We start from the raw sequence: 15,426 nt of genomic DNA, 5'->3' as shown, positions 1-15,426 counted from the left end.
TCCTTTTAATGATAAGTTGCATGTTGTTGTAAGTGTGATATGAGCATGTTAATCATTTTTAATTGCGTTGCGTGCGCATTGTCTTTACGGTAAACGAGTGAAACCGTCTTTCTCATATCTGTATGAGATAACGATATTTTAGACCACTGATGTGTATGACTATATAGATTTATATAAGATGGTGCAATGACAAAGCCTTTTTCTCGCTGTAAGATAAAACGGGCAAATTGGGGGAGTTTACATTGATACACCGGATGCATTGCATGTGCGTGTATATAGGCTTTAAAGTCGTCGGCTATTGGCTCATGAATGTAAAGTTGATGTTTTAAAATATGTGACATCGGTGGATTCGGTACGGTCATTAACGGATGGTGTGGTGGACCATACAAAACATATGTTTCTTCAAACAGTGGATGATGTTGAAATTGTGCATCATCAATACTTTCATTTGTGATGGCAATATCAATTTCATTGCTAACTAGGGATATTTTCATATCTTGTGCACTGAGTAAAGTAGGGATGATTTTGATGTCCGTGTCTGTTTCGATTTTATCTAATACTTGAGGTAAAATTTGACCGACTGCCCCATCAATATATCCGAGCATGACTGTACTTGAACGTATTTCTTGATGCATTTGAAAATAGTCTAACGTTTGATCTACTTGTTCTAAAATAGGACGCGCAACTTTAAGCAAATGTTTCCCTTCTGAAGTTAAATATACGTTACGTCCTTTACGGTGGAATAAAGCGGTGCCTAATTCTGTTTCTAAATTACTAATATGACGGCTTATGGCTGATTGTGCGACGTTTAATTCTAAAGCAGCTTCAGAGATGTGTTCTCTTTTAGCAACTTCTACAAAGTACTTTAATTGTTTTAATTCCAATGTTCTCCCCCCATGTATAACCATATTATCTCAAATTGAGATGGATTTCATCTCAATTATATATTGATGTGATAAATGAGCTTCTATATAGTTGATTGTATTACTGAAGAGAGGTGTCAGAAATGTCTAACAATTCATCGTATGCTCAAAAAGGACTCTATGATGCGCGTGAAGAACATGACGCGTGTGGCATTGGTTTTTATGCCAATATGAATAATAAACGTTCGCACCACATTGTTGAAAAATCATTAGAAATGTTGCGTCGCCTGGATCATCGTGGAGGTATTGGTGCAGACGGTATAACTGGGGATGGCGCCGGTATTATGACGGAAATTCCGTACGCTTATTTTAAGACAGTGGTGTCATTGGATTTGCCGCCAGAAGGGGATTATGCAGTTGGTATGTTTTTTGCAAACGAAGACATTTCTCATTCTGAACATCATGTGAAAATTGCACGTATTTTTGAAGCAGAAGGGTTAAAACTTTTAGGTTATCGCCATGTTCCTGTTGATGTATCTTGTCTCGCGCCACATGTTGCTGAAACGATGCCTACCATTCAACAAATGTTCGTCGTGAATCGAGGGGCAGACCATTTCGATCGTGCACTTTATCTCGCGCGCAAACAAATTGAACATTATAGTATGAAAGAAAAATTAGGGGTTTATTTTACAAGTTTGTCTCGACGTACCATTGTGTATAAAGGGTGGTTGCGCTCGGATCAAATTAAGACATTGTATGTCGATTTACAACAAGAAGATTATGTTTCGAAATTTGGGTCCGTCCATTCACGTTTTAGTACTAATACGTTTCCGAGTTGGGAACGCGCCCACCCGAATCGACTATTAATGCATAATGGGGAGATTAATACGATACAAGGCAATGTGAATTGGATGCGTGCACGTCAGCAACGTTTAATTCAAACCGTTTTCGGTACAGATGCACATAAAGTTCATCGTATTTTAGATGAATCTGGAAGTGACTCAGCAATTGTTGATAACGCACTAGAGTTTTTAAGTTTAGCGATGCCGCCAGAACAAGCGGCGATGTTGCTCATTCCAGAACCGTGGTTGTACAATGAGAGCAACGACCCTAATGTGCGTGCATTTTATGAATTTTATAGTTATCTTATGGAACCGTGGGATGGACCAACGATGATTTCGTTTTGTGATGGGGATAAACTTGGGGCATTAACGGACCGTAATGGTTTGCGTCCGGGACGTTACACCATTACAAAGAATAACGAAATTATTTTTTCGTCTGAAGTTGGAGTCGTCGATGTTGATGAGACAGATGTGGCATATAAGGGGCAATTAAATCCAGGTAAGTTACTACTCGTTGATTTTAATGAAAATAAAGTCGTTGGTAATGAAACGTTAAAACAAGCCATCGCATCTCAATATCCATATGCGGAATGGCTGGATAAAGAACGTCTCATGTTGGAACTAGATGAGATCACATATACTGATTTAGACGTCTCAGAAGCCGAAGTACGTCGAATGCAACAACGATTTGGTTATACAAAAGAAGATATTGATAAATATTTAACAGAGCTTATGACAGGGGGTAAAGATCCTATAGGTGCCATGGGGTATGATGCACCACTTGCAGTGTTAAATGAACAACCCGAGTCATTATTTAACTATTTTAAACAACTCTTTGCACAAGTCACAAATCCACCAATCGATGCATATCGTGAAAAAATTGTAACGAGTGAACTTACGTATCTAGGTGGAGAAGGTAATGTGTTAAAGCCTAGTCCTGAAGCGCTTAAACGGGTGCAACTGAAACACCCTGTATTAACGGAAAAACAATTGCAACATATTGCTTCACACGCGTTGAAAACGGCATATTTTCAAACAGGATATGATGAAGACTTAAAAGAGGCGCTAAACACATTGGGGAAAGCAGTTATCGAAGCGGTTCAACAAGGGGTAGAAGTTGTCGTTTTGGAAGATAAAACGGTATGTGACACAACGCATTTTGCGATGCCTATGTTACTAGCAGTGAGCCATATTCATCAGTTGTTGATTCGTCATAATTTACGTATGCAAACAAGTATTGTTGCTATGTCTGGAGAAATGCGAGAAGTGCATCATCTGGCGTGTCTCATAGGATATGGTGCGAATGCGACAGTGCCTTATTTGGCACAACAAACCATTGCAGATCTAACAAAGATGCATCGTATTCAAGGGGAGGTTGCGTCAAATGTAGCGCAACTGAATACGATTTTTTCTGAAGGGCTTATTAAAGTAATGGCTAAAATGGGAATTTCAACAGTACAAAGTTATCATGGAGCACAGATTTTTGAAGCGGTTGGCTTAGGGGATGATGTCATAAAACATTATTTCCCAGGGACACCATCCAAACTTTCCGGAATATCATTAGCGACATTAGATGCTGAAAACAAACGGCGTCAAACGATAGAACAGCCATATTTAAAACCTGGCAGTACGTTCCAATGGCGACAACAAGGCCAATATCATACATTTAATCCAATGACCATTCAATTGTTACAACATGCATGTCGGGATAATGACTATGCCAAATTCAAACAATTTTCTGAGGTGGCGAACCATCATACGACGAGTCATTTGCGAGATTTGTTTGATTTTAAATCACAACACAGCATCTCTCTAGAAGAAGTCGAGTCTGTCGAAAATATTGTGAAACGGTTTAAAACTGGGGCAATGAGTTATGGTTCGATTTCTCAAGAAGCACACCAAACATTGGCAGAAGCGATGAACCGCCTCGGTGGTAAAAGTAATAGTGGCGAAGGTGGGGAAGCGCTTGAACGTTATGCACGTTCTGAAGACGGTGCTGACTATAAGAGTGCGATTAAACAAGTAGCATCAGGTCGTTTTGGTGTCACGAGCCATTATTTGCAACATGCTAAAGAAATTCAAATTAAAGTTGCACAAGGCGCTAAACCAGGCGAAGGTGGACAATTACCAGGTACGAAAGTATATCCTTGGATTGCCGAAGTGAGGGGGTCAACACCGGGGATTGGTTTGATTTCGCCACCCCCACACCATGATATTTATTCTATCGAAGACTTGGCGCAATTGATTCATGATTTAAAAAATGTGAATCGTGAAGCGGACATTACGGTTAAACTCGTATCGAAATCAGGGGTCGGTACCATTGCAGCAGGTGTGGCGAAAGCATTTGCAGATAAAATTGTAATTTCTGGTTACGATGGAGGCACAGGAGCCTCCCCAAAAACGAGTATTCAGCATGCAGGATTACCGTGGGAATTAGGTTTGGCGGAAACGCATCAAACATTGATGTTAAATGGTTTGCGCTCACGTGTACGTCTTGAAACGGATGGCAAGTTACTGACAGGTCGTGATGTGGCGTATGCAGCGATGTTAGGTGCGGAAGAGTTCGGTTTTGCAACGGCGCCTCTTGTTGTATTAGGGTGCATCATGATGCGTGTTTGTCATAAAGATACGTGTCCGGTCGGTATTGCGACGCAAAATGGGGAGTTACGTTCACTTTTTACAGGTAAAGCAGATCACGTGGTGAATTATATGCATTTTGTTGCGGAAGAATTACGCGAGATTTTAGCGGAACTTGGTTTACGTTCGGTAGATGAACTTGTGGGTCGAACAGATTTATTAACGCCATCTTCTAAGGCACGTAAACATCCGAAGGCACGTGAATTGAATCTAAATGCATTATTGCACCAAAATGATGGCGCACGCACGAAGTCAATTGATCAACAGCACGGTTTGGAAAATGGGTTTGATCTTACAACACTGTTACCTGCTACGCGTCAAGCGATTGCGAATGGTACAACTTTCAGTGGGACGTTCTCGATAGGCAATGTGCAACGTAATGTAGGTGTGATTACTGGAAGTGAAATCACACGACACTATGGTTTGGAAGGGCTTGCACCGAATACGATAAATGTATATACGACAGGGCACGCAGGTCAAAGCTTAGGGGCATGGATTCCTCAAGGTCTTTCACTCTATCATACTGGCGATGCGAATGATTATGTCGGTAAAGGCTTATCTGGGGGACGCATTGTCATAAATGCACCTCATGAAGCGCGAGAACAAGACATCATTGTGGGTAACGTGTGTTTTTATGGTGCGACGAGTGGTAACGCGTACATTAATGGGCGTGCTGGTGAACGTTTCTGTATTCGGAATAGTGGTGTGAATGTAGTTGTCGAAGGCGTTGGCGATCACGGTTTGGAATATATGACCGGGGGGCGTGTTGTGATTTTAGGCGATGTTGGTAAAAACTTCGGTCAAGGGATGAGTGGCGGTGTAAGCTACATATTCCCTTTAAATGTTCAGACGTTTAAGGAAGCGCATGCGCTTGATACATTGGATTTTGATACGGTTACGGACGTGAAAGAAGCAACCATGTTAAAACAAATGTTAATCCAGCATGTAACGTATACTCAAAGTAAAAAAGCACAACGTATTTTAGAAGACTTTGAAATACAGCTCGCAAATTGTATTAAAGTCATCCCGAAAGATTATAAACAAATGATGCAAAAAATTTATTATTATGAACAGAATCAAGGTCGCCAAGAGGCCTTGCTATCTGCATTTAATGATCATTCCGATATAGCCGAATCAAAATTGGATACGACCATTTCGGTATACTAAAGGAGGTCTAATAATGGGTGAATTTAAAGGGTTTATGAAATATCCGAAACGAAAGCTTGATGAGTTGCCTTTGACGGACCGAATTGCGAACTTTGATGCGTATCAATGGCGCTTTACTAATGAAGACGCACAACAACAAGGGGCACGGTGTATGGATTGTGGGACACCTTTTTGTCAAACAGGTGTTCAAATTGAGCGTGACACACTTGGTTGTCCGTTGGGTAATTATATTCCTGAATGGAATGATTTCGTGTACCGGAGCGATTTTAAAACAGCGTATGAACGTTTGTCCGAAACGAATAATTTTCCTGATTTCACGGGATATGTGTGTCCTGCGCCTTGTGAAGCGTCATGTGTGATGAAAATCAATCGTGATTCTGTGGCAATTAAAGGTATCGAGCGAACGATTATTGACGAGGCATTTGAACAAGGTTGGGTGAAGCCGCGATTACCAGAAGAGCGTTTAAATCAAAAAGTGGCGATTGTCGGAAGCGGACCAGCTGGACTCGCCGCGGCTGAAGAGTTAAACGCTTTAGGATATACAGTAGATGTATTTGAAAAACAAGCGCAACCAGGTGGATTATTAACGTATGGGATACCGAATATGAAATTAGATAAAAGTGTGGTGTTCCGACGTATTGATTTGATGAAAGAAGCGGGCATTCATTTTTATTGTAATGTAGAAATTGGTAAGGATATGACAAAAGAGGAATTAGATCGTACGTATGATGCCATTGTTGTATGTACAGGTGCTGAAAAACCACGGGACTTACCTTTAGAAGGGCGAATGGGTTTAGGCATTCATTTTGCGATGGATTATTTAACGGAACAAACACAATTGCTGCTAGGTGAGGCGACAACACAAACAATTTCGGCTAAAGACAAAAACGTCGTCGTTATTGGTGATGGCGATACCGGTGCGGACTGTGTTGCCACAGCGTTGCGTGATGGGTGTAAATCTGTCGTTCAATTTAATCGTAAAGCTAAAAAGCCTGAGCGCTTCGTTATGAATTACAGTTGGCCTTTTCCTGAGCCTATTTTGAAAAAAGATTATGCGCATCAAGAATATGAAGCGAAATTTGGGGTGGAACCAAGAGCTTATGGGATTCAAACGATGCGATTTGACATTGATGATATGTTTCATGTACGTGGAATTTATGCGCAAGTGCAACATGACCAAGCGGACGGCACGCTCATAGGAGATGACCGTGAGATTTTAATCCCAGCGGACCTTGTTTTATTAGCAATTGGTTTTGAAGGGGTGACATCTCAAGTGACACAAGCATTGGGATTAAAAGTGCATCGTCAAAAGATTATGGCAGATACGAAAGATTATAAAACGAATCAGGATAAATATTTTGCGGCTGGTGATGCACGACGAGGACAAAGCTTAGTTGTTTGGGCGATTAAAGAAGGACGTGAAGTCGCGGTTTCTGTTCACGAACATCTCAAACGCAAAACTTTTGTTTAATTTTTGTAAAATTTTTGTTGACATTGTGTGCGGGCTATAATATTATATTTTATGTGCTCGTAACACGGAGGAATACCCAAGTCCGGCTGAAGGGATCGGTCTTGAAAACCGACAGGGGCTTAACGGCTCGCGGGGGTTCGAATCCCTCTTCCTCCGCCATTATAAGTAAAATCCAAGACTAATAGATATAAAAGCCAAATGTTTAACGCGATTTGAACATTTGGCTTTTTTACGTTGTAGAAAAATGTGTGATTGATGTTTAAATATAACCCAGCTGGTGAGGGTCAAATCATTTAATTGTAACAATTTTAGTGGTCAAAGCATATTGAGTGTGCGCGTCATGACCGAGGGTGCTATTCATACGAAGGGAATTCATTGTGTGGTAGTAATGGACATTTGCATAAAGAATTATGTAAGCCTTTACAAAACTTGTCTATACAACATATAATTTGTATAGACAAGTCAAAGTATAGGGAGTGTATGGGATGGCTGTAAAAGTATCAGATGTACGTGACATTATCGATGCTATTGGTGGTAAGGACAATTTACAAACCGCAACGCATTGTGTGACGCGCTTACGTTTAGTATTAGAAGATGATAGTAAAGTAAACAAAGACAAATTAGCTGCAAATCCACTTGTGAAAGGGCAATTTAAAGCTGATAATCAATACCAAATTGTCATTGGTCCAGGAACTGTCGACGAGGCGTATAACATTTTGGTTAAAGAAACAGGAACAACAGAAGCGTCAAAAGATGAAGCGAAAGCGATGGCTGCGAAAAAAGGGAATCCAATTCAACGTTTAATTAAATTGCTTGGAGACATCTTTATTCCGATTTTGCCTGCGATTGTCACTGCGGGTTTATTATTAGGCATTAACAACGTATTAACGATGCCGCTTATTAACAAATCACCGTCTATCGTCGAACGTGTACCACAAATCGCAGACTTTGCGAATATTATTAATGTGATTGCAACCACGGCATTTATTTTCTTACCTGCGCTTGTAGGATGGAGTGCGATGCGGGTATTTGGTGGAAACCCTGTATTAGGTCTTGTACTTGGACTCGTATTAATGCATCCACAATTACTTTCTCAGTACGATATTGGGAAAGTTGATAAGATACCTACTTGGCACATTTTCGGTTTGAACATCGAACAACTTAACTATCAAGGACAAGTGTTACCAGTCTTACTTGCTGCATACGTGTTAGCCAAAATTGAAAAGGCGCTTAACAAAGTGGTACATGATTCAATCAAGTTATTAGTCGTAGGTCCAATCGCTTTACTTGTAACGGGATTTTTAGCCTTTTTAATCATTGGTCCAGTCGCTTTGGTCATTGGTAAAGGCATTACTGGTGCAGTTACATTTTTATTCCAAAACGCTGGATGGCTTGGTGGTGCCATTTATGGTTTGTTGTATGCGCCTTTAGTCATTACAGGTCTACACCATATGTTTTTAGCAGTAGATTTCCAACTCATGGGTAGTAATATCGGTGGCACGTATTTATGGCCAATTGTTGCGATGTCTAATATTGCACAAGGTTCTGCTGCATTTGGTGCGTGGTATGTTTATAAAAAACGTAAGCTCGACAAGGAACGAAGCTTGGCTGCAACATCAGGTATTTCAGGATTTTTGGGTGTGACAGAACCAGCGATGTTTGGTGTAAACTTACCATTGAAATATCCGTTTATTGCTGCAATTTTAACATCTATGTGTGTCGGTGCGCTTATTGGTGCAGCAGGTGTTATCGGTAGTGTAGGTGTTGGTGGTGTCCCTGCGATTTTGTCCATCAAACAACAATTCTGGGGTGTATATATCGTAGGTACTTTAATATCAATGATTGTACCGTGTATATTAACAATTCTGTTATCGCGATTTAGTCGTGAAAAGGCGAAAAAAATGGTAGATGACAATCTTTAAATTTAAGGTGGGATAGCATTGGTACAACGAGATTGGAAAAAATCAGTTGTGTATCAAATTTACGTAAAGTCTTTTAATGATACAACTGGAAATGGTGAAGGTGATTTACAAGGTATCATTGAAAAGTTAGATTATCTAGCGTATTTAGGCGTTGATTATATATGGCTTACACCGATTTATGATTCACCAATGAATGATAATGGTTATGATATTCGAGATTATTATCAAATCAATGCACAATTTGGTGACGAGGATGATTTGAAAACACTCATTCAAGAAGCGCATGCACGAGAGTTAAAAATCATGTTGGATATAGTTGTCAATCATACGTCAACGGAACATCGATGGTTTCAAGAAGCGTTGAAGTCTAAATCGAGTCCTTATCGGGATTATTATTTTTTCAAACCTTCAAAAGGTGGACCGCCTACAAATTGGGAATCTAAATTCGGAGGGAATGCATGGGAATACGATGCGGCGTCTGATGAATATTACTTGCATCTATTTGATGTCACGCAAGCGGATTTAAATTGGGACAACCCGCAAGTGCGTCAAGAAGTGTTTGATATTGTAAATCATTGGATTGATTTAGGTGTGGATGGCTTTCGATTTGATGTTATTAATTTAATTTCTAAAGACACATTTACAGATTCTAAAGCGATTGGCAAAGAATTTTATACAGATGGCCCGCGTGTGCATGATTACTTACATGAATTGAATCGTCATACATTTGGTGATAAAGGATTAATGACTGTTGGGGAAATGTCTTCAACGACATTAGCGCATTGTATTCAGTATACACGTGAAGACCGTCAAGAATTAAGCAGCGTCTTTAATTTTCATCATTTAAAAGTGGATTATAAAGATGGTGAAAAATGGACGAATCAACCATTTGATTTACTCCAGTTAAAATCGATTTTAATGGCTTGGCAACGTGGTATTTACGATGGAGGTGGTTGGAATGCGATTTTTTGGTGCAATCATGACCAACCACGTGTGGTCTCCCGCTTTGGCAGTGATGAAAACGAGGTGTTACGTCTAAGAAGTGCTAAAACGCTTGCGATTGTGCTACATCTGCTACAAGGGACGCCATATATTTATCAAGGTGAAGAAATTGGTATGACTAACCCGCATTTTACGTCCATTGATCAATATCGTGATGTTGAGACGTTAAATGCATATCATATGATGAAAGATAAAGGGATGGCAGAAAGGGACATCATGATGATTTTAGGGCAGAAATCGCGGGATAATTCGCGAACGCCTATGCAATGGAATGCTACGACACATGCAGGGTTTACGTCAGGTACCCCGTGGATTGAGGTGGCACGTCATTACGATACAATTAATGTTGAAGCGGCTTTAGCGGATAAAGATTCCATCTTTTACACCTATCGTGAACTGATTCGCTTACGCCACGAGTATGATATTATCACTTACGGAAACATCATTCCTAAATACATGAATCACCCGTACCTCTTTGTTTATGAACGTCATTATAAGGGAGAAACATGGCTAGTGGTTGCCAATATGACACAGGAGACCGTTGATATGCCGACTGATTTAAATATAAATGGTCATATTGTGATGCAAAATGGTACGATAAATAAAAATAACATCAGTGGCTATAGTGCGATTGTGATTGCTAAAGAAAATGAATAAGAGGCGAAGACGACAATGAAACAAAACAAATTCAAACTGATTTACGAAAATATGCGACGCGCAATCTTAGAAGGGGATTATCGATATGGTGATCAATTGCCTTCAGAACATCAATTGGTGGAAAATTACAACGTGTCACGTGAAACAGTGCGTAAAAGTTTGAATATGCTCGTATCTGAAGGGATGATTCAAAAGATTCGAGGAAAAGGATCTGTCGTCATTTATCAAGGTGTCACAGAATTTCCGTTTGCAGATTTAATGAGCTTTAAAGAAGTGAAAAAATATATGAATTTACAACATCAAACCGTTATCCATTCGTTTGAGCGTATCGTTGCAAGAGATGTGCCACATGTCAAACAAGCACTGAAAATTTCAGCGGACACACCGCTTTGGCATTTTATCCGTTTTCGCCAAGTTGAAGGAGTCACTAAAATTATCGACGAAGACTTTGTACGCGCCGATATGTTTCCTGATTTAACGGAATCCATTGTCCAAGCGTCACTTTATGATTACATTGAAAACGTAAAAGGATTTGAAATTAGTTTTTCGAGTAAGTCCATCACTTTTGAGCCCTTTAGTCAATTAGAGTTTGAGGCTTTTGGAGCGATGACACCAGAATATACTGCGACAGTGCGGGGAATTGTACACCTTAAAGATACAACGAAATTCCAATATAATATTTCAAAGCATATTGCGACAGAATTTAAATTCATGGATTTTTCACGCCGTCATAAAATTTAAAATGAATGAACATACACGTTGTTCAATGGTTTGTCATAGTTAATGTGAGTTAGGACTTGCAATTGCAACGTAGGATATAGTAATATTAATTTTACCGTGCTAAGCGGGGAGGTAGCGGTTCCCTATTCTCGAAAACCGCTTTATGCGAGGCTGAATTCCTTTGTTGCGGATATGTATTTGTGAAGTCTGCCCAAAGCACGAGGTGTCTGAAGATTTCGGTCCCATGCAATATGAACCCATGAACCATGTCAGGTCCTGACGGAAGCAGCATTAAGTGGATTCTCATATGTGCCGTGGGGTAGCCGAGATTTAGCTATCGACTTTGGTAACGTTTATGATGCATATACAACACAAAGGTGCGCGGTTTTATAAATGAATATTAATTTAAATGTATAGATGATAGGGATTTCTCAGTGTGAGGAATCCCTTTTTAGTTTTCGCAGTTTTTATACATGTTAGAAACGTAATTTTGATATAATGTGCGTAATGATTACATGGGAAGAAAGGAGTGATGAAATGTCTGTATATATTAGTACGTTAACTGAAAATGATTACGAACCGTCACTTGAAGTGATTCGAGAGGCGTATAACGATAAAGCATATGAACGTGTGCAAACATTACGATTAGCGCCAGAATATCATTTTGAACTCGAAGTCATCGCAAAAGATGAAGTGGGCGATATTATTGGGCATGCCTTGTGTACGCCGATACATATTAAAAATGAAGAAGAAGTTTATGATGCGCTTATGTTAGCTTCCTTAACAGTGAAAGAGACGTACCGACAAATGGGATTAGGGAAGGCGCTCGTTCGTGCATTAGAGGAACGTGCGCAAGAGTTAGAGTATACAACGATGATTGTCGTAGGACCTCAAACGTATTTTGTGCCATTGGGATATGAATTGTCCTCACAACATGGCATTACACACACAGATGAAGATTTTCAAACACAAACGCTCGTCAAATTTTTATGGGACGCGTTAGAACGTCCGCCCTATGGAAAGGTGACGTATGTCTCTTCAATTTTCGATTGAGTTTGGACATACAATTTAAAGTGAACATGCTATAATGAGACTATTGTAAAAACGGAGGTGCCATAGTGAATTATCAAGCGTTGTACCGAATGTTTAGACCGCAAAGTTTTGAAGATGTTGTGGGTCAAACGCATGTCACAAAAACATTGAAGAATGCCATCGCAAAAGAAAAACAGTCACATGCTTATATTTTTAGTGGACCGAGAGGCACTGGTAAAACGAGTATCGCTAAAATATTCGCGAAAGCGATGAATTGCGAGGCCCGTTCTGATGGTGAACCATGTAATGAATGTGCAAGTTGTGTGAGTATTACACAAGGGACGAATTCAGATGTAATAGAAATCGATGCGGCAAGTAATAATGGTGTAGATGAGATTCGTAACATTCGTGATAAAGTCAAATATGCACCGAGCCAATCTAAATATAAAGTGTACATCATTGACGAGGTACACATGCTAACAACAGGGGCGTTTAATGCGTTATTAAAAACGTTAGAAGAACCGCCAGCACACGCCATTTTTATTTTGGCGACAACGGAGCCTCATAAAATACCCCCTACAATTATTTCGCGTGCACAACGATTTGATTTCAAAGCTATTAATACCGATAGTATTGTTGAACGCCTACAATATGTCGCGGAGTCACAAAGTATTGCTTATGACCATGATGCATTAGCATTTATCGCGAAAGTGTCTGAAGGAGGTATGCGTGATGCATTAAGTATTATGGATCAAGCCATTGCCTTTGGGGACGACCGTTTGACACTAAAAGATGCATTAGATGTGACAGGGAGTTTAGATGAATCAGACTTAAATGCGTTATTTAATGATGTAGTTCAGGGTGACGTTCATGCGGCGTTTGAACGTTATCACAGCTTCGTTAGTGAAGGTAAAGAAGTCAATCGTCTCATAAACGATATGATTTACTTCATTCGTGATACCATTATGATTAAAACTACGGGCGACACGCCTACTTTTGATGCGCTCGTGCAATTCGATCTAGAAGTGTTGTATAAAATGATAGATATTGTTAACGACACGTTAGTGTCCATTCGTTTTAGTGTTAACCAAAACGTCCATTTTGAAGTATTGCTTGTGAAGCTATCTGAAATGATTAAAGAAGTGACGCAAACAGGTGATGTAGTGGTTAATCATGCGCCCTCTGAAAGTAATGATGCTATGGTAAGACGTATGGAAGCTTTAGAAGCTGAACTGCGTACATTGAAATCACAAGGTATCTCGGTTCAAAATACTTCTTCTAAACCGAAACAGACGAAGCGACGCGGTGGAAGTTCCACATATTCTGTAGAACAAATTGCGAAAGTATTAGATAGAGCGAATAAAGAAGATATTGCGCGTATTAAAGAACGTTGGGCAGATGTGATTCAATATGCAAAAGATCGCGATCAAAAGTCGTTGGTGAGCTTATTGCAAAATTCGGAACCTGTTGCGGCAAGTGAAGATAAAGTGCTTGTAAAATTTGAAGAAGAGATTCATTGTGAAATTTTGAAAAAAGATAATGAAAAGAAAGAAAGTATTGAGAATGTCGTTCAAGACATCATCAATAAGTCTGTTGAAGTCGTAGGAGTTCCAGCGGACAAATGGATGCAAGTGCGAAGTGATTACCTTGATCAACGTAAACACGGTAAAGCCCAACAAGCGACATCACAAGCACCAAAAGACAATGTTGTCCAAAAGGCTAAAGACTTATTTGGAGAAGATACGGTTCACATTATCGAAGACGAAACATGACAATTGTTTGAAAGGTATGTATAATTGTAAACGAATCTAAGAGGGGTGTGACCCTCTATTAAATGAATGAAGTATTTTGAGGAGGAAGAAGATTATGCGCGGTGGCGGAAATATGCAACAAATGATGAAACAAATGCAAAAAATGCAAAAGAAAATGGCAGATGAACAAGAGAAATTAAAAGAAGAAAAAGTTGAAGGTACAGCTGGTGGTGGCATGGTGAAAGTCATCGTCTCCGGCCATAAAGAAGTTGTAGATGTACAAATCAACGAAGAAGTTGTAGATCCAGAAGATGTAGAAATGTTACAAGACTTAGTATTAGCTGCTACAAATGAAGCGATGTCCAAGGCAGATGATTTAACAGCTGAACGTTTAGGTAAACACACTAAAGGTCTTAACATTCCAGGAATGATGTAAGATGCATTATCCAGCACCTATTTCTAAACTGATTGACAGTTTCATGAAATTGCCAGGCATTGGCCCGAAAACGGCGCAACGTCTGGCTTTTCATGTATTAGATATGAAAGAAGATGACGTCGTACAATTCGCAAAGGCACTCGTGGATGTGAAACGTGAACTAACTTATTGTAGTACATGTGGGCATATTACAGAACAAGACCCATGTTATATTTGTGAAGACAAACAACGTGATCGCTCAATCATATGTGTTGTAGAAGATGATAAAGATGTGATTGCGATGGAAAAAATGAAAGAATATAAAGGGTTATATCATGTTTTGCATGGAACCATTTCTCCAATGGACGGTATTGGGCCAGAAGATATTAATATTCCAGCACTCATTGAACGTTTGAAAGATGAAGAAGTGCAAGAATTGATCTTAGCGATGAACCCGAATCTTGAGGGTGAATCTACATCTATGTATATTTCTAGATTGGTAAAACCTCTGGGCATTCGTGTCACGCGCTTAGCGCAAGGCCTTTCAGTAGGCGGTGATCTAGAGTATGCAGATGAAGTGACTTTATCTAAAGCCATTTCTGGCAGGACTGAAATGTAGATGTACATCAAAATGGCTTTTCGGTTTCAGCATAACGATTCTAAAGTCTCGGGTAATGAATCAATCAAAACGATATTTTGAATCATTATCATTCCCGTCATAAAGACTATATAAATAAAGAACAAAAAATCAACACCGTTCATGTACTTATGAATGGTGCTGTTTTTTTGATTACTAATGCTGCTAGGGATCAATTCCGTTTTGTTCAATAAAAATTGTAAAACAGGTGTTTTGTTTTCAAAAAGTGGTATAGAGTGTAATTTTTAGTGTTGTGCATATCGGCGAATGCCTGTATAGTTATATCTTGTTGAGCGGCACAAAAGTGATT

General features: G+C 39.6%; 10 protein-coding genes, 1 tRNA gene and 1 other RNA gene. 11 read left to right on the top strand and 1 reads right to left on the bottom strand.

Going from position 1 to position 15,426, the window contains the following annotated elements; translation table 11 throughout:
* Window positions 1-5: 5 nt before the first annotated feature.
* Window positions 6-884: a glutamate biosynthesis transcriptional regulator GltC gene (gltC, locus tag SHYC_RS11140; protein ID WP_039647167.1), complete on the bottom strand. Its 879-nt coding sequence runs from the start codon at window positions 882-884 to the stop codon at window positions 6-8.
* Between the two features lie 122 nt (window positions 885-1,006).
* On the opposite strand from gltC, the gene gltB reads away from it, so the two are divergent.
* The 11 genes from gltB to recR all read left to right on the top strand — a co-directional run bounded on the left by gltB (window position 1,007) and on the right by recR (window position 15,098).
* The gene (gene gltB / locus SHYC_RS11135; RefSeq protein WP_039647165.1) at window positions 1,007-5,509 is read left to right on the top strand and encodes a glutamate synthase large subunit; all 4,503 of its coding nucleotides are present in this window, start codon (window positions 1,007-1,009) and stop codon (window positions 5,507-5,509) included.
* Window positions 5,510-5,522: 13 nt separating this feature from the next.
* Window positions 5,523-6,980 (top strand): glutamate synthase subunit beta, encoded by a 1,458-nt coding sequence (locus SHYC_RS11130; protein WP_039647163.1) that lies wholly within the window; start codon window positions 5,523-5,525, stop codon window positions 6,978-6,980.
* Between the two features lie 66 nt (window positions 6,981-7,046).
* A tRNA-Ser gene (locus tag SHYC_RS11125) sits at window positions 7,047-7,139 on the top strand.
* 326 nt (window positions 7,140-7,465) lie between these two features.
* Window positions 7,466-8,902: a PTS system trehalose-specific EIIBC component gene (treP, locus tag SHYC_RS11120; protein ID WP_039647161.1), complete on the top strand. Its 1,437-nt coding sequence runs from the start codon at window positions 7,466-7,468 to the stop codon at window positions 8,900-8,902.
* An 18-nt stretch (window positions 8,903-8,920) separates the two neighbouring features.
* Window positions 8,921-10,561: an alpha,alpha-phosphotrehalase gene (gene treC, locus SHYC_RS11115; RefSeq protein WP_039647159.1), complete on the top strand. Its 1,641-nt coding sequence runs from the start codon at window positions 8,921-8,923 to the stop codon at window positions 10,559-10,561.
* Between the two features lie 15 nt (window positions 10,562-10,576).
* A complete protein-coding gene (gene treR, locus SHYC_RS11110; RefSeq protein ID WP_039647157.1) occupies window positions 10,577-11,302 on the top strand; it encodes a trehalose operon repressor in 726 nt (241 codons plus the stop codon).
* Window positions 11,303-11,396: 94 nt separating this feature from the next.
* Window positions 11,397-11,666, top strand: an RNA gene (ffs, locus tag SHYC_RS12070) — signal recognition particle sRNA large type.
* A gap of 152 nt (window positions 11,667-11,818) precedes the next feature.
* Window positions 11,819-12,334 carry a GNAT family N-acetyltransferase gene (locus SHYC_RS11105; RefSeq protein WP_039647155.1) on the top strand — a complete coding sequence of 172 codons (516 nt, stop codon included), beginning with the start codon at window positions 11,819-11,821 and terminating at the stop codon, window positions 12,332-12,334.
* A gap of 65 nt (window positions 12,335-12,399) precedes the next feature.
* Window positions 12,400-14,085, top strand: coding sequence for a DNA polymerase III subunit gamma/tau (dnaX, locus tag SHYC_RS11100; protein ID WP_039647153.1), 1,686 nt, complete (start codon window positions 12,400-12,402; stop codon window positions 14,083-14,085).
* Window positions 14,086-14,179: 94 nt separating this feature from the next.
* Entirely contained in the window at window positions 14,180-14,500 is a 321-nt protein-coding gene (locus SHYC_RS11095) for a YbaB/EbfC family nucleoid-associated protein (protein ID WP_037564914.1), read from the top strand.
* Between the two features lies 1 nt (window position 14,501).
* Window positions 14,502-15,098, top strand: coding sequence for a recombination mediator RecR (recR, locus tag SHYC_RS11090; RefSeq protein ID WP_039647151.1), 597 nt, complete (start codon window positions 14,502-14,504; stop codon window positions 15,096-15,098).
* Window positions 15,099-15,426 lie beyond the last annotated feature (328 nt).

Source organism: Staphylococcus hyicus (genome assembly GCF_000816085.1).
GTDB lineage: Bacteria > Bacillota > Bacilli > Staphylococcales > Staphylococcaceae > Staphylococcus > Staphylococcus hyicus.
The sequence above is the reverse complement of the archived record's forward strand: the minus strand, read 5'-3'. Positions and strand labels throughout refer to the sequence as shown.

Bases quoted from the DNA above. Each gene is read 5' to 3' on its own strand.
- treP (WP_039647161.1), top strand. From the start codon at position 7,466: ATGGCTGTAAAAGTATCAGATGTACGTGACATTATCGATGCTATTGGT.
- gltB (WP_039647165.1), top strand. From the start codon at position 1,007: ATGTCTAACAATTCATCGTATGCTCAAAAAGGACTCTATGATGCGCGT.
- SHYC_RS11095 (WP_037564914.1), top strand. From the start codon at position 14,180: ATGCGCGGTGGCGGAAATATGCAACAAATGATGAAACAAATGCAAAAA.
- SHYC_RS11130 (WP_039647163.1), top strand. From the start codon at position 5,523: ATGGGTGAATTTAAAGGGTTTATGAAATATCCGAAACGAAAGCTTGAT.
- recR (WP_039647151.1), top strand. From the start codon at position 14,502: ATGCATTATCCAGCACCTATTTCTAAACTGATTGACAGTTTCATGAAA.
- SHYC_RS11105 (WP_039647155.1), top strand. From the start codon at position 11,819: ATGTCTGTATATATTAGTACGTTAACTGAAAATGATTACGAACCGTCA.
- treR (WP_039647157.1), top strand. From the start codon at position 10,577: ATGAAACAAAACAAATTCAAACTGATTTACGAAAATATGCGACGCGCA.